Source organism: Shewanella mesophila (assembly GCF_019457515.1).
GTDB lineage: Bacteria > Pseudomonadota > Gammaproteobacteria > Enterobacterales > Shewanellaceae > Shewanella > Shewanella mesophila.
Genome location: NZ_CP080421.1, coordinates 2,914,906 through 2,934,798, shown reverse-complemented (window position 1 = coordinate 2,934,798; position 19,893 = coordinate 2,914,906). Strand labels below are relative to the sequence as shown.

At 43.7% G+C, this 19,893-nt stretch carries 18 protein-coding genes, 1 other RNA gene and 1 pseudogene; 12 read left to right on the top strand and 8 right to left on the bottom strand.

Annotated elements, in window-relative coordinates; genetic code table 11:
- Nucleotides 1–43: 43 nt before the first annotated feature.
- Nucleotides 44–985: a LysR family transcriptional regulator gene (locus tag K0I73_RS12975; RefSeq protein ID WP_220061510.1), complete on the bottom strand. Its 942-nt coding sequence runs from the start codon at nt 983–985 to the stop codon at nt 44–46.
- Nucleotides 986–1,124: 139 nt separating this feature from the next.
- On the opposite strand from K0I73_RS12975, the gene K0I73_RS12970 reads away from it, so the two are divergent.
- From K0I73_RS12970 to K0I73_RS12955, 4 genes are read left to right on the top strand one after another with little or no spacing between them, the layout of a single operon-like run.
- Nucleotides 1,125–1,364, top strand: coding sequence for a hypothetical protein (locus K0I73_RS12970; RefSeq protein WP_220061509.1), 240 nt, complete (start codon nt 1,125–1,127; stop codon nt 1,362–1,364).
- A 6-nt stretch (nt 1,365–1,370) separates the two neighbouring features.
- Complete coding sequence (locus tag K0I73_RS12965) at nt 1,371–2,297, top strand: sodium-dependent bicarbonate transport family permease (protein ID WP_220061508.1); 927 nt, start codon at nt 1,371–1,373, stop codon at nt 2,295–2,297.
- Nucleotides 2,298–2,306: 9 nt separating this feature from the next.
- Entirely contained in the window at nt 2,307–2,789 is a 483-nt protein-coding gene (purE, locus tag K0I73_RS12960) for a 5-(carboxyamino)imidazole ribonucleotide mutase (RefSeq protein ID WP_220061507.1), read from the top strand.
- Nucleotides 2,789–3,880, top strand: coding sequence for a 5-(carboxyamino)imidazole ribonucleotide synthase (locus tag K0I73_RS12955; RefSeq protein ID WP_220061506.1), 1,092 nt, complete (start codon nt 2,789–2,791; stop codon nt 3,878–3,880). The genes purE and K0I73_RS12955 overlap by 1 nt, the downstream gene beginning before the upstream one ends.
- A 295-nt stretch (nt 3,881–4,175) precedes the next feature.
- On the opposite strand, the gene ssrA is transcribed toward K0I73_RS12955, so the two are convergent.
- Nucleotides 4,176–4,531: a transfer-messenger RNA gene (ssrA, locus tag K0I73_RS12950) on the bottom strand.
- A 117-nt stretch (nt 4,532–4,648) separates the two neighbouring features.
- Nucleotides 4,649–5,143 (bottom strand): SsrA-binding protein SmpB, encoded by a 495-nt coding sequence (gene smpB / locus K0I73_RS12945; RefSeq protein ID WP_028765339.1) that lies wholly within the window; start codon nt 5,141–5,143, stop codon nt 4,649–4,651.
- A 207-nt stretch (nt 5,144–5,350) separates the two neighbouring features.
- On the opposite strand from smpB, the gene K0I73_RS12940 reads away from it, so the two are divergent.
- Together K0I73_RS12940 and K0I73_RS12935 are read left to right on the top strand one after the other, a co-directional pair.
- The gene (locus K0I73_RS12940) at nt 5,351–5,785 is read left to right on the top strand and encodes an SRPBCC family protein (protein WP_069670353.1); all 435 of its coding nucleotides are present in this window, start codon (nt 5,351–5,353) and stop codon (nt 5,783–5,785) included.
- A 25-nt stretch (nt 5,786–5,810) separates the two neighbouring features.
- Nucleotides 5,811–6,143 (top strand): RnfH family protein, encoded by a 333-nt coding sequence (locus K0I73_RS12935; RefSeq protein ID WP_220061505.1) that lies wholly within the window; start codon nt 5,811–5,813, stop codon nt 6,141–6,143.
- Nucleotides 6,144–6,268: 125 nt separating this feature from the next.
- Here the strand turns inward: K0I73_RS12935 and K0I73_RS12930 are convergent, their stop codons facing one another.
- Complete coding sequence (locus K0I73_RS12930) at nt 6,269–6,778, bottom strand: outer membrane protein assembly factor BamE (protein ID WP_220061504.1); 510 nt, start codon at nt 6,776–6,778, stop codon at nt 6,269–6,271.
- A 436-nt stretch (nt 6,779–7,214) separates the two neighbouring features.
- On the opposite strand from K0I73_RS12930, the gene K0I73_RS12925 reads away from it, so the two are divergent.
- From K0I73_RS12925 to K0I73_RS12900, 6 genes are all read left to right on the top strand, one after another.
- Nucleotides 7,215–8,024 (top strand): SAM-dependent methyltransferase, encoded by an 810-nt coding sequence (locus tag K0I73_RS12925; RefSeq protein WP_220061503.1) that lies wholly within the window; start codon nt 7,215–7,217, stop codon nt 8,022–8,024.
- A gap of 87 nt (nt 8,025–8,111) precedes the next feature.
- The gene (locus K0I73_RS12920) at nt 8,112–8,333 is read left to right on the top strand and encodes a hypothetical protein (RefSeq protein ID WP_220061502.1); all 222 of its coding nucleotides are present in this window, start codon (nt 8,112–8,114) and stop codon (nt 8,331–8,333) included.
- A 17-nt stretch (nt 8,334–8,350) separates the two neighbouring features.
- Complete coding sequence (locus K0I73_RS12915) at nt 8,351–10,111, top strand: GGDEF domain-containing protein (RefSeq protein ID WP_220061501.1); 1,761 nt, start codon at nt 8,351–8,353, stop codon at nt 10,109–10,111.
- Nucleotides 10,112–11,592: 1,481 nt separating this feature from the next.
- Nucleotides 11,593–13,221 carry a malate synthase A gene (gene aceB / locus K0I73_RS12910; protein WP_220061500.1) on the top strand — a complete coding sequence of 543 codons (1,629 nt, stop codon included), beginning with the start codon at nt 11,593–11,595 and terminating at the stop codon, nt 13,219–13,221.
- 131 nt (nt 13,222–13,352) lie between these two features.
- The gene (aceA, locus tag K0I73_RS12905; RefSeq protein ID WP_220061499.1) at nt 13,353–14,678 is read left to right on the top strand and encodes an isocitrate lyase; all 1,326 of its coding nucleotides are present in this window, start codon (nt 13,353–13,355) and stop codon (nt 14,676–14,678) included.
- Nucleotides 14,679–15,106: 428 nt separating this feature from the next.
- The gene (locus tag K0I73_RS12900; RefSeq protein ID WP_434086681.1) at nt 15,107–16,570 is read left to right on the top strand and encodes an HDOD domain-containing protein; all 1,464 of its coding nucleotides are present in this window, start codon (nt 15,107–15,109) and stop codon (nt 16,568–16,570) included.
- A 211-nt stretch (nt 16,571–16,781) separates the two neighbouring features.
- Here the strand turns inward: K0I73_RS12900 and K0I73_RS12895 are convergent, their stop codons facing one another.
- The 4 genes and pseudogenes from K0I73_RS12895 to K0I73_RS12880 form a co-directional block, all read right to left on the bottom strand.
- Nucleotides 16,782–17,270, bottom strand: a complete 489-nt coding sequence (locus tag K0I73_RS12895; protein ID WP_220061498.1) for a nuclear transport factor 2 family protein — start codon at nt 17,268–17,270, stop codon at nt 16,782–16,784.
- Between the two features lie 23 nt (nt 17,271–17,293).
- Nucleotides 17,294–18,117 (bottom strand): annotated as a pseudogene (locus K0I73_RS12890) (M90 family metallopeptidase).
- 265 nt (nt 18,118–18,382) lie between these two features.
- On the bottom strand, nt 18,383–18,808 hold the full coding sequence (locus K0I73_RS12885; RefSeq protein WP_220061497.1) for a CopG family transcriptional regulator: 426 nt from the start codon (nt 18,806–18,808) through the stop codon (nt 18,383–18,385).
- The gene (locus tag K0I73_RS12880; RefSeq protein ID WP_220061496.1) at nt 18,768–19,511 is read right to left on the bottom strand and encodes an AAA family ATPase; all 744 of its coding nucleotides are present in this window, start codon (nt 19,509–19,511) and stop codon (nt 18,768–18,770) included. Before K0I73_RS12880 ends, K0I73_RS12885 begins: the two co-directional genes overlap by 41 nt.
- Nucleotides 19,512–19,893 lie beyond the last annotated feature (382 nt).

Sequence of the window (19,893 nt, the reverse complement as noted above, 5' to 3'; positions counted from 1 at the left end):
TCTCACTCAACCAAGCCCCTTTTGTGAGTCTTATAAGGGGCTTTTAAAATTTATGTTTACTCAGCTCCGTCAGTAGCATTTGACGACCATCACTCTCCACATGAGTTAAAAATGCTTGTGCTATCGCGGAAGGGCGCTTTGATTTTAGCCATAGAAAGTACCAGTTCGAGTTAATCGGCAACTCTTTTACCTTAAGTTGGACCAATCCGGTATTGCCGCCAAACGCCAAGGTATGTGCCGATAAAATACTCACTCCTAAGCCTGACATCACCGAGTGCTTGATGGCTTCATTACTCTCGATCGTCATCTTCACATTCAATCTCACTCCCTGTTTATTCATGAAGTTTTCAATGGCCAAACGCGTACCTGAGCCATTTTCACGCATTAGAAATGGGGCATTACATAACTCAGCCAATGATACGTCAGGCTGTTTTACTAGTGGGTGGTTTTCATGGGCGATAGCAACCAAGGGATTGTTGAAAAACTCAATACTGTCGGTATTGATATCCCCTGGTGGGTGGCTAAACACGTAGAAATCATCGATACCTTGTTTGAGCCGCTCAATGATCTGCTGCCGGTTGCCAACATTGAGTTGCACTGCAACATTAGGGTAGCGTTCACAAAAGGGACCCAACAGGTGGGGAATAAAGTACTTAGAGGTCGTCACCACCGCCAGTCTTAGAGTACCGGATTTAAGTTCGCCCATATCAGACAGTGCCATTTCAAGCCGTGAAAAGCTGTCTAACACCTCTGTCGCCGTCTTGACAACTTCTAGCCCCGCTTCGGTGAACACCACTTTTCTGCCGACGATATTATACAAGGGTAAACCGACCACATCGGTGAGCTTCTTCAGCTGCATCGAGATGGTGGGCTGTGTCAGGTGGAGCATCTCTGCCGCACCGCTAACGCTGCCGCTGTCATACACTGCGAGCAGGATCTCCATCTGCCTGAGTGTACCAAGGTGAGCTTGTAATCTTAGTGACATTGAATGTTCTCTAACTCTACATATAGATGTTTCTCTATATATAAGCACAAAAATATCTATTTTTACATATCAATCTTTTTTGGCAGAATCGCCTCATAGTTTTAACGCTTGGCTTACCTACTTAAATAAAGAGGTCTATATGAAACGATTTATGCATGTTGCACTGCAAGATAAGCAATCTCTATTCAGTTTATTTACAGGCCTTGTTGTCTCCGTTATAGGGACGAGCGCAACGTCTCAAGGGCATAGTGGTACTGGCTTAATGGTGGTTGGCGCGAGTATTCTCTCTTTAGCGGGCTTCTCTCTTGCCGCGAGCTTACACAAAACAAAGCAAGCGATTAGGCCAGCGAGCAATCAGCTTAAGGCTAAGGAAGCTTAAGATCAGATGGATATCACTATCGCATTTTTCATTCTGGGAGCGTTAGCCACCTTGGTGAAGGCTAATGTGCAGTTTCCTAAAGCGCTCTATCAAAGTCTTACGTTATTCTTATTGATTGCTATCGGCTTAAAAGGGGGGGTTGCGCTCGCCGAATATGGTTCTCCCAAATTATTACCTCAGTCAGGTCTAGTTATCTTATTGGGACTTATGATACCGATCATCGCGTTTCCAATCCTACGTTTCATCGGTCAGCTTAATCGTGAAGACTCAGCTTCTATTGCGGCCCATTATGGCTCGGTGAGTATTGGTACCTATGCGGTAGCTTTGGCATTTCTAGAGACACAGAATATCGCCTATGAAGCCTACTTCCCGCTGTTTGTCGTGTTGCTCGAAGTGCCCGCAATTGCCATCGGTATTGCCCTAGCGAAAAAGACTGGCGATAAAGTGAAGTGGAAAGTGTTACTGCATGAAGTGTTCTGCAATCAAAGTATGGTGCTGCTTGTTGGGGCGCTATTTATCGGTTACTGGGGGGCAGACCAAATTGGCTCAATAAAGCCACTCTTCATTGATCTGTTCCGCGGCGTGTTGGCGCTGTTCCTATTGGAGATGGGCATGGTAGCGGCGAGTCGCATCAAAGATCTGAAGCAGATGGGCAATTTCATGTTGGCCTTTGGCGTCGCAATGCCACTGATTGGCGGCCTGCTGGGTTGTTTCTTCGGAATTCTGATGGGGCTTTCGAGTGGTGGCGCGACCTTGCTGGCAGTGCTGGGAGGAAGTGCGTCATATATCGCCGTACCGGCGGCAATGCGAGTGGCTATCCCCAACGCAAATCACAGTTTATCTATTACATACTCCTTAGCAATTACATTCCCGTTCAATGTGTTAGTAGGAATACCTACCTATGCGCTGTTCACTCATTGGTTAACAAATTAAGAGGCAAATATGAATCAAGCTAAAGTCGCTATTATTATGGGTTCGCAAAGTGATTGGCCAACCATGAAAAATGCTACCACTGTGTTGGATGCACTAGAGATCGCCTATAGAGCGCAGGTTGTGTCGGCTCATCGCACTCCAGAGCGTTTAGTCGAGTTTAGCCATGGCGCTGCAGCAGACGGTGTTGAGGTGATTATTGCTGGTGCCGGTGGCGCCGCCCATCTGCCAGGTATGACCGCCGCTATGACACATCTGCCTGTGATTGCTGTGCCTGTGCTGAGTAAGGCGTTAAAGGGGATGGACAGTCTACTTTCTATTGTGCAGATGCCAAAAGGCGTCGCAGTAGCCACTCAAGCTATCGGTGAGGCAGGGGCGTTTAATGCAGGCTTGATGGCGGCGCAAATTTTGGCATTAAAAGATAAAGAATTGACTCAGCGTCTATGTGACTGGCGCGCGAGTCAAACTGCTAGTGTTCCCTTGGAGGTTGAGTAATGCGTATTGGCATCATTGGTTGCGGTCAGCTAGCCAGAATGATGGCCCTTGCAGGATTACCGCTGGGGATAAAATTTAGCTTTGTTGCCGATAGCGGTGTTGATACCGATCTCAGTTGTGTTGAGGGTTTGGGCATTATAGCGCCCTGGCAGCCAGGGCAAAGTATAGAAGCTCTTTATCACGCCCTTGGTAAACCCGATGTGATCACGGTAGAAAAAGAGCAGGTTGATCTGCATCTCGTGCAGCAACTTGAAACCTATTGCACGGTTCGCCCTAGCGCCGCTAGCATTGCCCAGTGTAAAAGTCGTATCAAAGAGAAGCTATTGCTAGCCAAGCTAGGCATTCCTTGTGCGCCTTTTACCTATCAAGCGGACCTAGCTCAAAGCGCAGCAACCCTTGGTTTGCCTATGGTGATAAAGTCCTTGGATGAGGGCTATGATGGTAAAAATCAGTGGGTCGTCCATGACAATGATAGCCTCAATACACTCGCGGCCTCAGAAACTTTTGGCGATCATTTGATAGAGCAGTGGATCCCCTTCGATAAAGAGGTGTCACTTATTGGCACGCGTGGTCATGATGGCGAGATTCGCTTTTATCCCTTGACCGAAAATGTGCACCGCAAAGGCATTCTTATCCGCTCAACGGCGCCGGCTAAGCATATTAGCCCAGAAATGGAAGCTGCTACCCAGGACTATATGCGCCGATTACTCGAAGCTGAGGATTATGTTGGCGTGTTGGCGATGGAACTATTTGTAGTAGGCGACCAATTGCTGGTCAATGAACTCGCCCCACGTGTTCATAACAGCGGACACTGGACCCAAATGGGGGCTACAACATGCCAGTTTGAAAATCATATTCGCGCAGTTGCTGGCTTGCCACTCGGGGCAACCACGTTAACCAGCAAAACCGGTATGTTAAATCTACTTGGTGTTGCTGTGCCGCCGATGAAAGCGCTAAGTGCGAGTTCAAGTTTGCATTGGTATAACAAGGCGACTAAACCCAACCGTAAGTTAGGCCACATCAATTTTATCGCTGCCGATTATGTCTCGCTCGACCAACAGATGGATCTCACTGAAACCCACTTATATTGATTGGTTGCTAAACGCTTGCCTCTTTTAGCCAGTATGGTGCACTGCATTGCCTGCCAATACTGGCTATCTTATTCATGACTAAACCGATCCGCTGTTCTAGGCCTTAATGCTTATACCTGCAATAACTATCATCGCCAGGTCATCGCCAGGTCATCGCCAGGTCATCGCATAGCGCATGGGTACGATTCAAAGCTCAGAGTTCTAGTGGATTCAGGCAAATCTCAGATACAAAAAAGCCGCTAAACCCGTCTGGTAGGGGTTTAGCGGCCTTTGAAGGTTATTACTAACCTTGTGTTGGTGGAGGCGGCGGGGCTCGAACCCGCGTCCAAAAAGCCTACATCCTCGGCGCTACATGCTTAGTCTCTCTTTTGGTTAACCAAGTACACTCCGAAAGACAGGATTGCAATTGGCGAGTTCAGTACTGTTTCGCGGTTCACCCCTGAACGTGGTTCCCTCGCTATCAAATGTAAAGGTGACCATCTTATTACTCTGCCCATTTGAGAAACGTGAGCAAGATGGCTAGCTAGCCTAAGCTGCTAGAGCGTAGTTATCGTCGTTTGCAACTATAACTGTGCGGCTTTTTACGAGGCCAACCGCCCCTCGGCATGCTCCTAGGGTTTCGTGAATCTTGTCGAATCCAGAATCGCCCCCAAGTACAATGTGATTGTAACCCGTGAAATCCTCTAACACCAAGGATAAATCATGTTGTTACAATTGATTGTTCGTTATCCGACCATTTTCCTCGTTTAAACAGCAAGCTTTCGCTGATTACTGTTGAACGGCTTTTTTCATGGTACGAGATTTTTCAATCTTCCACTCGCGCTCTTTGGTATCGTCGCGCTTATCGTGTTCTTTCTTACCTTTACCTAAACCTATCTCAATTTTAACCCAAGCGCCTTTGCGCCAGTACATTGAGATCGGCACAATCGAGTAGCCTTGACGGTCGACCAAGCCTTGCAACTTGTCGAGCTCTTTGCGGTTAAGCAAAAGCTTTCTGTCGCGCATGGGGTCGCACACTACGTGGGTGGATGCGGTGTTGAGTGGTGTGATAGTACAACCAAATAGATAAGCTTCACCGTTTCGTAAGAACACATAGCTCTCAGATAGGTTAACCTTACCGACTCGGATCGATTTCACTTCCCATCCCATGAGGGATAAGCCAGCTTCAAATTTTTCTTCAAATTTATAATCGAAGGTTGCACGTTTATTACGCGCTATTGTTGCTGGTGGATTCTTTGATTTTTTTGCATTTTTCTTAGCCATAGGCGGGCTATTATACGCGCGGTTAGCCAATTTGGAATTGGTTGGCGGTATTATTTCGCGTTTTTGTTTGGTTTAGTTGTCGACTTGATGTTTTTTTATCCAGCTTAGTCTGCCATGCACCACAGGTGACCCGTGGCTGGGAGCGTGGTAAAATCGCTTAATCAGAGGTTAAGTAGTCTTTATAAACGATTTAGGTTAAACAAATAGATGCCACAGATATCCCGCAGTGTGTTAGTCCGTTTTAGTGCGATGCAGATGTATGAACTGGTTAACGATGTTGAGTCATATAAAGAGTTTTTGCCTGGGTGTGTTGGCGGCAAGGTACTTGAGTTTGATGGCAAAACCATGCTGGCGTCTGTCGATGTGTCTAAAGCGGGGATCAGCAAAACTTTTACCACACGTAATCAAGTAGAGCCTGGCAAGTCTATTGAACTCGCGTTAGAAAATGGCCCCTTTAAGCACCTACACGGCACATGGATCTTTACCGAGTTAACCGAAGATGCGTGTAAGGTTGATTTTCAACTTAACTTTGAGTTTTCTAGCCCCGTTGCCGATATGGCGTTCGGACGCGTATTTAAAGAGTTAATGTCTTCAATGGTTTCTGCTTTTACGAGCCGAGCTAAAGTCGTTTATAAGTCTTAAGTGCCACTAAGGAAGTTGAGTGTTAATGAGTGAACAAGAAAACTTCGCCGTCGAAGTGATTTATGCCTTGCCGAATCAGCAAAAGCGCATCTCGGTGACAGTTGAGCCTGGTACAACCTGTATTGAGGCGGTTAAGCAAAGCGATATGTGCCAGTTTTTCCCAGATATTGACCTTGAAAAGGTTAAGCTTGGGATTTTCAGCCGTTCGGTTAAACATGATGAGGTCTTGCTGCCTGGTCAACGAGTCGAAATTTATCGTCCGCTGATTGCAGACCCTAAAGATGTTCGTCGTAAACGAGCTGAAAAGGCGAAAGATGAAGGACGTGCTAATAAAACGACCGGTGGTCGAGTAAGTTAACTTGATACTCATCTTATTTTTATATTGATCTAATAGCTTAGAAAATGGCGATCTCGTTAAGCTATTATTATCATTAAAAAAGGGCTAAAGTCTTCACTTTAGCCCTTTTTTGCGTCTCGTTTGAATTATTCGAACTCTTTGATTTCGTTCAACTCTTGCGCTTTTTTCTCTTCAACCAGAGGCTTAGTATCAGGGCGCACCTCTGGATTAAGTGGGACTAAGTCGCCTTTCTCATCCGTCAAAGAACCAATTTCTGGCAAACTACTTTGCTCTAGTGGCGTACCAAATTCTGCGGAAAGTTCATAGTCGCCATCAACTTTTGTTAGCTTATCGCTGTTAAAGTGCAGAATTAGTTCTTTGTGAATAATGCTCGCATCACGACCACTCTTATAGTGATAGACATAGTACCAGGTGTTATCGGCAAAACTGTCGCGTAACACCGGACGACCTAAGATATATTCGACCTGTTCTTTAGTCATTTCAACGCGCAGCTTTTCAACTTGTTGCGTTTCCATGTAGTTGCCTTGTGGTATATCTGGCTTGTAAATAAGCCAATCAAAAACACTACAAGCACTAAGTGAAAGCGAAAGCGCAGCCGCGCCTAATAGAGTAATACTATGTTTTCTTATGGTCATTGAATGCGCTACTTCCCTAAAAATCTGTCGGCCATAATACCCAAGCAAACCCTATGCTGACAAGCGCTATCGTGATTTTATCGGTAGGGCTGTGTGTTAATCGCAATATCGGGCACAAAAGATAAATGATGGTTGGAATGATAATGTGAGTGTTGAGACAGGGGAAAGAGGGAGAAGGTTCCATTAATGAAATGATATTGTGCAGTTATTTATGCTGATATATCTTTTTAGTTCAAAAAAATGACGACTAATTGATTGTAAGTATTTGCAATATTAAAAATTGTGATAAGTTAGTGTTGAAGCACTATATCGGAATATCTAGGTGAGGGTTTACCTTGGTAGGGTATCTGTCGAGTGGTTTATTCGATGCTCTTAATGAACCGAAAAGGGAATTTTCGCGCAGACGTTGGTTCATCATCATTAGGTACGATCCATTATGGGTAAAGCGGGTGACTTAGGTAGCTTGGTCTGTGTTGGTACAGGTCTTAATTTAGCGGGCCAAATTAGTATTATTAGTAAGAGTTATATTGAGCATGCCGATGTGGTTTTTTCTCTGGTTCCCGATGGCTTTGCACTCAGTTGGCTTGAAAAACTTAATGGTGATGTGCGCTCCTTGCAGCGTTATTATGCTCAGCCCGGTGAGATTAAAAATCGGCGTGATACCTATGAGCAGATGGTCGAAGCGATTTTAACTGAAGTTCGAGCTAATAAAAAAGTCGTTTGCGCCCTTTATGGTCACCCTGGGGTGTTTGCCTGTGTGTCGCATTTTGCCATAAGACGAGCCCGCAATGAGGGTTATAGCGCCAAGATGGAGCCGGGTATTTCAGCTGAAGCTTGTCTCTGGGCGGATGTGGGGATTGATCCAGGCAATTCTGGGCATCAGAGCTTTGAAGCCAGTCAGTTTATGTTCTATTGCCATACGCCCGATCCAACCACTCATTTGCTGCTGTGGCAGATAGGGATTGCAGGGGAACATACCTTAACCGAATTTCATACCAGTTCAGAGCGATTACAGGTGTTAGTTGAACAGCTGAATCAGTGGTATCCCCTTGATCATGAAATAATCCTTTATGAAGCGGCTAACCTGCCGATACAATCACCACGGATAGATAAACTGCCTTTAAAGGAACTTCCGTTTGCTCACTTGTCAGCCATTACCACCTTGCTTATTCCGCCGTCAAAACCATTGGTGGTAAATCATGATATTTTAGCGAAGCTTGGGATAACCGAAGCTGATTTAGGATGATCTGGTTTAAATCGGCTTTGATTGCTATCGACAGTGGTCAGAGCTTTGTAATACAACTAGAGTTAGAATATAAAAATGGAGAATGATATGTCTACGTTGAGTGATTTTTTTGAAAAGCTAGGATCTGATGCGGCATTAATGGAGGCTTATAAAAAAGACCCCGAAGGTGTAATGAAAGCCAGTGGACTTAATGAGCAAGAGATCCAAGCGGTAATGTCTGGTGATATGGAGGAGCTCAAGCTATTGTCTGGCGATATGACGAATGCCAAAGCTTATCTTCTCATTACAAATCCAAATGACAGTAAGTAGTCGATTAACGATATAGCATGAATTACTTCAAAACGGTCATTTACGGATTATTGCTAACATGGGTGAGTGGTCAAGTTATGGCCGTTGAAACCGATTTTGAAGTAATTCTAGATGAGCTTAAAGTGTCTTTAATTGCTGAGCCGTCTAAATCATCTGAACTAATACAATATTTAAAAGAGAATGTTCGCTCTTTAACACAAGAACAGCAGGCAAGATTTCTTACTTTAGAAAGCAATAAAGAGCTCTATAACGGTATGTATGATAAAGCTTATCGTTTGCTTGTGTCGGCAGAGAAGTTAAGTCACTCTGCCAGCCTGCTTAACTCTATTCATCTGTATCAAGCAACCTCTTTGATAGCCCTTAGAAACTACCAAGGCGCGCTGGAAGCGATGTCTAAGAATTTAAGCCGAATAGAGGAAATTGACGATGTAACCATCAAGATGACCTCATATTTAAGGCTGGCTAATCTATATCTTGATCTCGAAGTATTTGAAGAAGTTCAACGCTATGCTTCGCTCGCATTAGAACTTAGTAAAGGCATATCCAGCAAAGAGCAGTGTTATGCAAAACTCTTATTGTCTGCCTCAGCGCTGAAATTAGCGCATTATCAAGAGTCAGAGCAAGCGTTTGCTAAGACAAAGTCATATTGCTCAGAACACCATATTCCACTGATAGTTGCTATGTCTGACAAGGGGTTGGGCGATTCAGCACTCAAGTTGGGTAAATTTGATACGGCCAAGAAGCACCTTTTGTCCGCACTTAACCAATACCAAAAATTTCAATTTCAATTAGAGCTTAACGACGTAAATTCTTTGCTCGCCGAAACTTATTTATCTCTATCCGATCTGGATAACGCCATCAATTATGCGCAAATGGTGATGTCTCTACCTGATGAAATAAGCCATTTTGAGGCTAAAAAACGTGCGACAAAAGTCATGGCTGTTGCGCTTGAGAAACGTGGCGACTTTGAACAAGCTTATAATTATTTAGGTGATTACTTGAAGTTAAGTGATAGCTTAATTGATGAAACCAAAGCCAAGGCTTATGCCTACCAGATGGCGAAATTTGAGAATGCCGAGAAGACTCGTGAGATTAAGATGCTTAATCAAGATAGGGCGTTATATACTTCTCAACAAAAAGTGGTTGAGCTGGAGCGGTATAACGAGAGTTTAGCCTTGATGATCTTGCTTGGATGTTCAGTTGGTTTTGTTATTTTTGGTATGACAATGTTCATTCAGCAGCGTAAGTATAAGCGTATTTCCCAGTTGGATCAGCTGACCGGGATTTTTAATCGCGGCACAGGCCAGGATTTTGCAGAAAACTTATTTATCGATGTGCTTGCCCATCGAGGTGTTTTTAGCGTCATCATGTTCGATCTCGATTATTTTAAAACGATTAATGATACTTTGGGCCATAGCGCAGGTGATTGGGCGTTAAAGCGGGTTGTTGAAGCCGTCAATCCATTGTTGAAGAGCCGAGACCTGTTTGTGCGCATGGGAGGCGAGGAGTTTGCCATCTTTTTGCCCTACATGAGCGCAGAAGAAGCACTTCACCTAGCAGAAAAATGTCGCGTTGCTATCGATAATATATCGACAAGACCTCACTATAGTAAGCTCAGTATTACCGCTAGCTTTGGGGTGTGCACAAGCCTAGAAAATGATCTTAGTCTAGATCCAATGATGAAGCGGGCCGATGCTGCTATGTATCAAGCGAAACACAGTGGTCGTGATTGTGTGGTAGAGTATCAAGCTGATATGGTGATTAGCGAAGCTTCTTAAGCATTGGTTCGCATTTTATGTGTTAGGTTATATGTTTACGGTTTAATTACTTAACCTGAACTCGGGTTAAGAGATGGAATAACGCTAGGTTGCTTAGCTTTTACGTCGTCTAATTAGCGATGCCCGCCAGCCTGGTTATGTTTGAAAAATACCTACCTTGATTATCCTCTCCTTAGTTTATGGTTTTAATTCCATAATGGCGTTCTTTAAGCCTTAATTCACTACTCATCTGCCCATGTTGGTGTCATACCAATCAGTATAAGAAGGTGATCTACTCAGCGTGTTTTTGGGCACCTCATTCAAGGCGAATGGACAATGGAATGGTTGTCCCTTGTGAGTCTATTCAACGCAGAAGTAGGAAGGTAAAAACACGCCTAAAAGGCGAGTTTTAGCACATCTGATGCAGTGTTAACGAGCTTAAACACAGAGCGACTATGTTCCTCATTCGTTGCAATCAACAGGGTCTAGCATGTTCCCGACCTACTTAAGAAATTCCCTCTATCCCTGGCGGTCAGATGTTGTGAATGTCCTTAATGCACGACTAAAGGGATTTAGGAGGCAGGGTAACGCATGGAGCGGTTACCGAGGATGCGAGCAATTAAGATCCTCGCCTCTGAAGCGCTACACTCTCGCTGAGCGATCATATCTTTATACTGATTGGTATAGTTGCCCCATTAGCATCCACTCCAGAGATAAAAGACAAAGGAGACTAGGGGCTTTTACTTCAATAATTATTCATAAAAGTTGTTTTTTTTTAAATTATTTTCACTCTTAACCAATGTTTTTTGTGATGTTGATCGACAAACGTTACCATTATGTTGCACTCTAATTGCACATCCTGGGCTTACCTTTACGTTAACGTAACAATAAAACAGCTGTTTGATTTTTGCTTTGAGGTGTTTTCTCTTAAGATATTGATTTTAAGTTTGTTTGTAAGCCTTCCTTCTACGTTAACCAAAACATCTATCGAGTTTATTTCTCTCGTATAAGCTTAAATTTTCTGTAAATATTTCTATACTTCTGGTTTTTTTATTACGTAATAAATTACAGCTTGTTGGCAGTGGTAAATTTGTCTGACAATTTTCAAACAATGATGTTTACACTATTTTTGAATTTCATTAAATCCTTTAGTTATAGCTGCTTATGCTTTACTTTTGTGTTTGGTAAGACCAATTTATACAGGTTTATTTTTATTTTTATGCACTATTCTGTCTCGGCTTAACTGTTGCAAATACAACCTTTTGTTAGTAGGTTTTGTTCAAAACGTACATTTGAAAGCACATTTGATAGTTATTTTAATGATGTATTTACATAGCTAGCGGTCAGGGTGGTTTGTTGGCAAATCGTCTCACTGTCAATACCAAATGATTGCCAAGCTATGGCTTTAATCGATGACCTTCTAGTAAGCGTCTGTGTGCATAGACTGCTAGCAAGAGTTGAATACCTATATTTTAGACGTTAAGCACTTGGGAGATATCAGGATGACTGAACCAGTACTAAATAAAAACCTAGCCGAGGCATCCATTCATATGGTGGGTGAACATATCCCTGGACAGGAAGTTGTGCTTAATGAAGGGGCTTTGAACCTCCTCGAAGTGCTTTGTAGAGAGTTTGCTGAGGAAGTGCCATCTTTGCTATCCAGCCGTAAGGCTAAACAAGAGCTTATCGATGCAGGACAGTTGCCTGACTTCCTACCACAAACGAGAGCGATTCGTGACGGTGAATGGCAGATCCGTGGTATTCCTAGTGATCTTCAAGATAGACGAGTCGAAATCACAGGTCCCGTAGATCGCAAGATGATCATTAACGCGCTCAATGCCAACGTTAAAGTGTTTATGGCCGATTTTGAGGATTCACTTTCACCAAGTTGGCAGAAGGTGGTCGAAGGTCAGATTAACCTTCGTGACGCGGTACGCGGTGAGATTGAGTTCACCGCTCCGGAGACGGGTAAGCATTATTCGCTCAATGACGATCCAGCGGTACTGATTGCTCGGGTGCGAGGTTTACATCTATTAGAGAAGCATGTTGAGTTTGATGGTGAGCCGATCCCGGGGGCACTATTCGATTTCTGCCTTTATTTCTATCACAACTATCGCCAGCTATTGGCAAAAAGCAGCGGTCCTTATTTTTATATTCCAAAACTAGAGAGTCATGTTGAAGCGCGTTGGTGGGCGAAAGTATTTGCTTTTGTTGAAGAACGCTTCTGTTTAGCGCCTGGCACGATTAAGTGTACTTGTCTCATCGAAACCTTGCCTGCGGTGTTTGAAATGGAAGAGATTCTGTATGAACTTCGCTCCAATATCGTTGCACTCAATTGTGGACGTTGGGATTACATCTTTAGTTATATCAAGACATTAAAGAAGCATAGCGATCGTGTTTTACCTGACAGACAAGCGGTAACCATGGATAAGCCATTCTTAAGCGCTTATTCGCGTCTTCTTATCAAGACTTGCCATAAGCGTGGAGCCTTAGCTATGGGGGGGATGGCCGCCTTTATTCCTGCTAAGGATGCTGAGCAAAACGAAGCCGTGTTAACCAAAGTACGGGGTGATAAAGAGTTAGAGGCGCGTAACGGTCATGATGGTACTTGGGTGGCACATCCTGGTTTAGCTGACACCGCGATGGGGATATTCAATGAGTATATCGGCGAGGGTAATACTAACCAGTTGCATATCACTCGTGACGTAGACGCGCCCATTTTAGCCAGTGATTTGCTTATGCCCTGTGAAGGCGAGAGAACTGAAGCGGGCATGAGACTCAATATTCGTATTGCTTTGCAATATATCGAGGCTTGGATCAACGGCAATGGTTGTGTGCCTATCTATGGTTTGATGGAGGATGCGGCTACTGCTGAGATCTCTCGGACCTCCATTTGGCAGTGGATACAGCACGAGCAAAAGCTGTCCAACGGAAAGTTGGTTACCAAGGCATTGTTTAAGGAGATGCTGGTCGAAGAGCTGGCCAATGTGAAACTCGAAGTTGGGCCAGATAGGTTTACTCGTGGGAGCTACACCCAAGCCGCTGTGTTACTAGAAGAGATCACAACATCGGATGAGTTGGTGGACTTTTTAACCTTACCTGGTTACGAAATCCTAACGCAATCTGAATAACAAAATCGTTTTACACACAAATTTAATTAATTTTTTGAGGTAGACCTTACCTCTAAATAGCAAAATTTAGCGCCTTTGGAATGAAGCAGTATTGATTGGCACTGAATCCTAACATACCGATGGAGATGATTATGACTAAGGCAACTACACAGATTTCACGTCAAGAGCAGATTGATGCGATCAAGAAAGATTGGGCTGAAAACCCACGCTGGGAAGGTGTTCGTCGTCCTTACACGGCGGAAGACGTAGTGGCCTTACGCGGTTCTATTGTGCCAGAGAATACGATAGCGAGTCGTGGTGCGGCAAAGCTTTGGGAACTCGTTAATGGTGGTGCTAAGAAAGGCTATGTAAATTCTTTAGGTGCATTGACTGGTGGTCAAGCAGTTCAGCAGGCTAAAGCGGGGATCGAAGCGATTTATCTTTCAGGATGGCAGGTAGCGGCTGACGCTAACCTTGCTGGTACCATGTATCCAGATCAGTCTCTTTATCCAGCAAACTCAGTGCCTTCGGTTGTGCAACGTATTAATAACTCTTTCCGCCGCGCCGATCAAATTCAGTGGAGCAATGAGATTGAGCCAACTGATGAGGGATACACTGATTACTTCTTGCCCATCGTTGCCGATGCTGAAGCGGGTTTTGGTGGTGTACTAAACGCTTATGAATTGATGAAGAACATGATTGATGCGGGCGCAGCGGGTGTTCACTTTGAAGATCAGCTAGCGTCAGTGAAGAAATGTGGTCATATGGGCGGTAAAGTATTAGTGCCGACTCAAGAAGCTGTGCAGAAGTTAATCTCTGCTCGACTGGCTGCCGATGTTAGCGGTGTAGAAACGCTGGTGATCGCGCGTACCGATGCTAATGCTGCAGACCTTCTGACGTCAGATTGTGATCCTTATGATGGTGATTTCGTAACAGGTGAGCGCACCTCTGAAGGTTTCTATCGCGTTAACGCTGGTATCGAACAGGCAATCTCTCGTGGTCTAGCCTATGCGCCTTATGCTGACCTTATTTGGTGTGAAACCGCTAAGCCCGATCTGGATGAAGCGCGCCGTTTTGCTGAGGCAATTCACGCCCAGTACCCTGATCAGCTCCTTGCTTATAACTGCTCGCCTTCGTTTAACTGGAAGAAAAACTTGGATGACGCAACAATTGCCAAGTTCCAGCAAGAGCTTTCAGACATGGGCTATAAGTACCAGTTCATCACTTTGGCGGGTATTCATAACATGTGGTACAACATGTTCGATCTTGCTTATGACTATGCGCGTGGTGAAGGCATGAAGCATTATGTAGAGAAAGTTCAGGAAGTTGAATTTGCGGCAGCGAAGAAGGGTTATACCTTCGTAGCACATCAGCAAGAAGTGGGTACAGGTTACTTTGATAAAGTGACCAATGTTATCCAAGGTGGTCAATCTTCTGTCACCGCGCTTACTGGTTCAACAGAGGAAGATCAGTTTTAAAAGCGTCGCTTTTAATACTTGAGTTAGTTTAACCCTTTCGACTTGCTGCGTTTGTAGCGGTTGTTCCTCGCACTGCGTCCTACGTGCAGTGCGAGGTTTTTATTCCCTTCAAAATTGATTATCAAACTTGCTTGTGTTGGCGGCCTACCTTGGGCCGCATTTTTTGCTCTTAATCTCAACAAAGTGAATTTTAGGTCGATATGATATAAATAGTTCTGGTGACATCATTGTTAACCCAATCATCTCATTGATATGTCGAAAATGAATCTATTTATCCATGGCTACAGATGTAACTGTTATGTTGTCAGTTTTTATGCCTATACTTCATGAATTAGAGGTGAGTTTTTGACGAAATAATAAAAATAGCCAATAAACTGCCTGAAAAACAATCATAAAAGAACAACAGATCCTAAAGAGTAGATAAACATTTGAAGGCTGCAAATCAAGTAAAAGGTGCAGATTACTGGACCAAGCGTATCAGCGAACAAGAGATGCCGGCGTTATGCTCGACCGTTAAATCTCTGGAGAAGTTAGCCAAAGATGATGTGTCATCCTTGGCTATTTTAGGGCGTAGTGTGATGCATGATAACGCATTAACATCACGTATTTTAAAGGTTGCAAACAGCGCTATATATAATAAAGGTACATCACTGGTTACCACTGTGAGTCGAGCCGCTGTCGTACTGGGCTTCGACACCATTCGTAATATCTGCATTACCGCCAAACTACTGAGCAGTTTGCTCGAGAATAAAGGTCTATCCGAACCTGTTTATCATCGCTTATTGACACTAATGGGACGGGCATTTCAAGCGGCTATGCTAGCTAAAATGATGCTGAAAGATCATGATGAAGAACTACAAGAAGAAGTTTTTATCGCCGCATTGTTGTACCACATTGGCGAAAGCGCATTTTGGAGTATGGGAGGAGAGATAACAGAGCAATTGGATCGCCGTTTATCTGATAGCGACAGTAAAGATGCAAATGCCATTGTTCGAGAATATTTGGGCACATCGTTTGCCCAACTATCGGTAGGGATTGCTCGCAGCTGGGGCTTGGGCGAGGTGTTGGTTAAGTCATTGTCAAATCCTGACGAGCGGACTCCTGAGATACGTTCTATTTTTCTGGCCAATAAGATCAGTGAGCTTATGGTGGCAGAGCCGAAGGACCCTGTTGCATTACATCATAGAATCAAGCAAGCCGCAGATATGTTAGGCATTGAAGTCGATGAGTTTAAAGGACAGATGATACGCTGCAGTTATGCGACTAAAAAGCTTGCTACCAGCTATGGTGCTAAGGTGTTAGTGGAATTTTTACCAAGCACAGAGCAGCTCACATTAGCCTATGAAGAAGACACAAATAAAGCTGTCGTTAGAGAGCCTAATGTAACGCAGCAGCTAAAAAAATTGCGTGAATTAACCGATTGCGCTATCTCAAAAGCAAATTTCAATGAAGTGATCACTGTTACCATTGATGGTGTGTTAAACGGGATAGGGATGGATCGCTGTGCAGTGATGTTATTGTCGCCAAATCGAAAAAGGTTACAGCCTAGGGTTGTCATTGGCGATAATACCGATGTCATGAAGAATGAGTTTATCGTGGAGCTTCATCTCTCGAAAACCGTATTTTCAGAAAGTGTTGAGCTGAGGAAAGCCTTGTTTGTTGATAATCCCGTTTCGGAAAAATGGCGTTTATACATGGACAAGGAACTGGTTGAACATACGTCAAAAACAGGCTTCATGTTGGCGCCATTGATTATTGACAATAAAGTGATAGGTCTGCTTTATGCCGATAGGCACTGTTCAGATAGAGCGATTTCCGGGGATGATTTTGAGCTGTTTACCCACTTTTCTCAACTCACCAATGTGTGTTTATCTGCATCAATAGGGCATTAATTTGGACTCAAAAAATGCTGTTTCGTCGAAAAAGCATTTTGTTTTCAATTGCCCTTATCCAATCTCTATGAAACGGTGATTCACAAAACCAACAACTCGCCTAACAAGGCGTGTTGTTGGTTTTGTTTTACCAAGATAAAGCGAGTCTAGCCAAGTCATCTTGCAGAGGGCCGTACTTTATATTGATAACCTGTCTTTATGCTGATTGGTATTAGTCAGCGGTACTTGCTTTGATTTGATTGGTTATTTTCTTGGCTATCTTATTCGGAATAGGGAAACTCAGATGATACTGAGCAATCTTCCAACCGTTTGCTGTTAGCAATAAGGTTCCTGTCCCGCGACTCACTCCGTAAGATTTGCTATCAAGCAACTCATCAAACACGATGGCGTCACCATGGCGAACCATCTTTCGCTCAATCAAGGTGTAATTCCAACCTTTCGTTGGGCGAGCATATTGTGAGAACTGAGTCATATTCCAATACTCACTCGCATCTGTGCCGATAAAGATCGCATCATCACTGTAGAGTGAAAAATAGTTATCCCAATCGGCGTTAGCGGCGAAGTGATGCAGATTATCGAGTACCACCGAGGCTTGTTTATTATCATCAGCTTGGTTTGGTGCTGAAAACAGTAATATTAAGCACACAAGGTTAAGCTTAAGTAATCGACCTAATTTGATGGGAGAGAAATGATTAAACATAAGTATTCCTGTTAAGGATGGTATTAATGCCAGTTTACTGGATCTAACTTAAAAAAGTGACTCATCTGTTGGTATAACTTAGGATGTTGCTGGCTAAACTCCAGTGGCTTTTCAAAAAAGTCTCTGTTACCACTGCAAAAAACTCTGCCGGATTCGTTGCACCATAATAATTGAAAATTGAAAATTCTTGATGATTGGCTTGATATTGCAAGCTTGCATATTCTTGGGCCATGATAGACGACCATTGGGCATAGTCTTTTGAGCTTGCCAAGATGGGAGCGCCATTTGAGTGTCCATCTTCCTGATCGAGCTGATGGGCAAACTCATGAATGACGACATTATGACCATCAAAAGGTTGTGCAGCGTCCTCTACAGCTGTGTGCCAAGAGAGTATCACCTTACCAAACTCCCAGGACTCCCCCGAGAGGATATTTTGTTTTTCCCAGATGATGCCATTGGTGTCTTGCTGCTGATTATTAACAATAAATAGGCTGGGATAGACCAATATTTGCTTGAGTTTGGGGTAGTAGTCCGTTTCTCTATTAAGCAATAATAGACAGGCTTGCGCGGCAATAGTGACTCGCATCTCATCGTCTATGTTGATCCCTTGGCAGCCAATGAACTGCTTTTCTGCAATGAATACCTTGATATGTTGTTTTAGCTGCAATTGGAGATCGCTAGGAAGCGATCTAAAGTAAGGCATCCTACGTTTCAATATTGCACGCCATTCATTGGGGAAAGGTATTTTACTGATACGCTGGCGTTTGTGTTTGATATAGGCAGGCTTAAACCAGATGTAGCTAATTCCTGCAGCACTGAGCATAAATATAATGAAAATCGCCAGCATCTAAATCTCCTTCTTCAATATTATTAATATGCGGCTTCATATCGACTTTTCAACGTACCGAAGCATAAGAATAAGGTGAGTAACAGAGTCAGGAGGTTTAGCGGTGATTTTTGAAGAAAAAAGCTGGCAGCCTAGAGTTAACTGATGAGAGAAATCTGCTGCCAGAAAGGGGTTGGGAGGAACGCGTTAAAATATGTTGAACTGCTCAGTGTTAGATAAGGTCGCTGTGGTCATACAGCTTACTTATGGATTAACCTGTCTAGCCCTAATCGACAGTGATGGATTGTTCCTTTTGCTGCCGTTCTGATTCAGTCAGTGAGTAATGATGCTCAATCAAAAATCGAATCAATTTTGATTTTGCGACATCACAACCACTGGCTAACTCGGCTAAGTGGGCTATAGCCGATTCGCTGAGCGTAAATGTTGCTTTGCGATAGGGGGTATTTCCTCTGGGGAACACCTTTATCGGCTGTGGTAACGGTGGTGCTTTTGCGTTAATCGCTCCAGCAAACCCAGTATCAAGCTCAATCACTTGTGCCAATCTTTTAACTTGTTCAGGTTTACCTTCGGCGTAATGGGTCGCATCATCGATAAAGTCATCGATTAACTCGTTTAGTGACATCTGCAGCTGTCTGCGCGCCATGGCGCTTTTAGACTGCGTAGAGTTTTTCTTGAGATCGGCCAGTCCCATATCCACCCCTTAGCTGGTTCATCTGTTTTTCGGCAAGACGATTACGAATTTCGGTTGCACTGCTAGCTTGAAGCATTTCGCAGGCGATAGCTCGGATCTCTTCAGCCGCTTTACCTTTAGACTGCGTTTCCATCACGGATAAACCTGATTCTTCACTATCGTCGTAGATGTTTCGGCTATAGGTGATCGCATCAAGCACATTGATGTCGTATGTTTTGCAGACCTCTTTCGCTTCGATGATTCGATTGACTTGATTGGGTAAGCTAGGGCATTGAGTGATAACAAATGACGCACGCATTTTAGGATTTATCATCATACATGTTGCAACGATATCATCCATATGGCTAACGGTTTTTAAGTCCCGCCGTTTAGGTCTTAGTGGCATTAATACATGAGAAGCTACCGACATAGTGGCACGTAGTGCAAGGTTATCTTGCCCACCACAGTCCACCAGAACAAAGTCATAATGCTGTTCTAAGCTAAGTAAGTCGTTACGGATCTTACCGTAGAGCTGCACGCAATTGATGCTGGCGAGCTCCGTATTGTTGTTACGCGCTTGGATCCAGTCTGAGGTGGTCCGCTGTGGATCACAATCAACCATAATGACAGATGCACCGCATTCAACGGTGAGAAACACCGCGATATTTTGTGCGAGGCAACTTTTGCCACTACCACCTTTTTCACCGCCAACTAGTATGATCATTATTTTTCCTCTCGACTGTCAGTGATTGCCGATGTTTGTTGTTCGATTGCTTTGGCATTATTAGCTCGCAGTTTCGAGATTGGGTTATCAACCTCAAGACACATAGGCTCGCCAAATGTCAGCTTAAGATTCAATTTAGGTGTTTGTTTTCAATCGGTCAACTGTATGAATTTTGACGTTTTTTTAGGTAATGACACTTGTCATTTTCTTGACCAAAACGGCTGTTTGGCAGAAACTTGACACTAGAGGGAGGCAAAGGCTTCAGTTGTTATGTATTGGTTAATAATCAGTTGGTTATAGTTTTTATCCTTTGGTGTTTAGCATGCTTTCTTCTCATAGTTTCCCCCTGAATTAATACTTTTGATTTATAGTTATTCCTTTT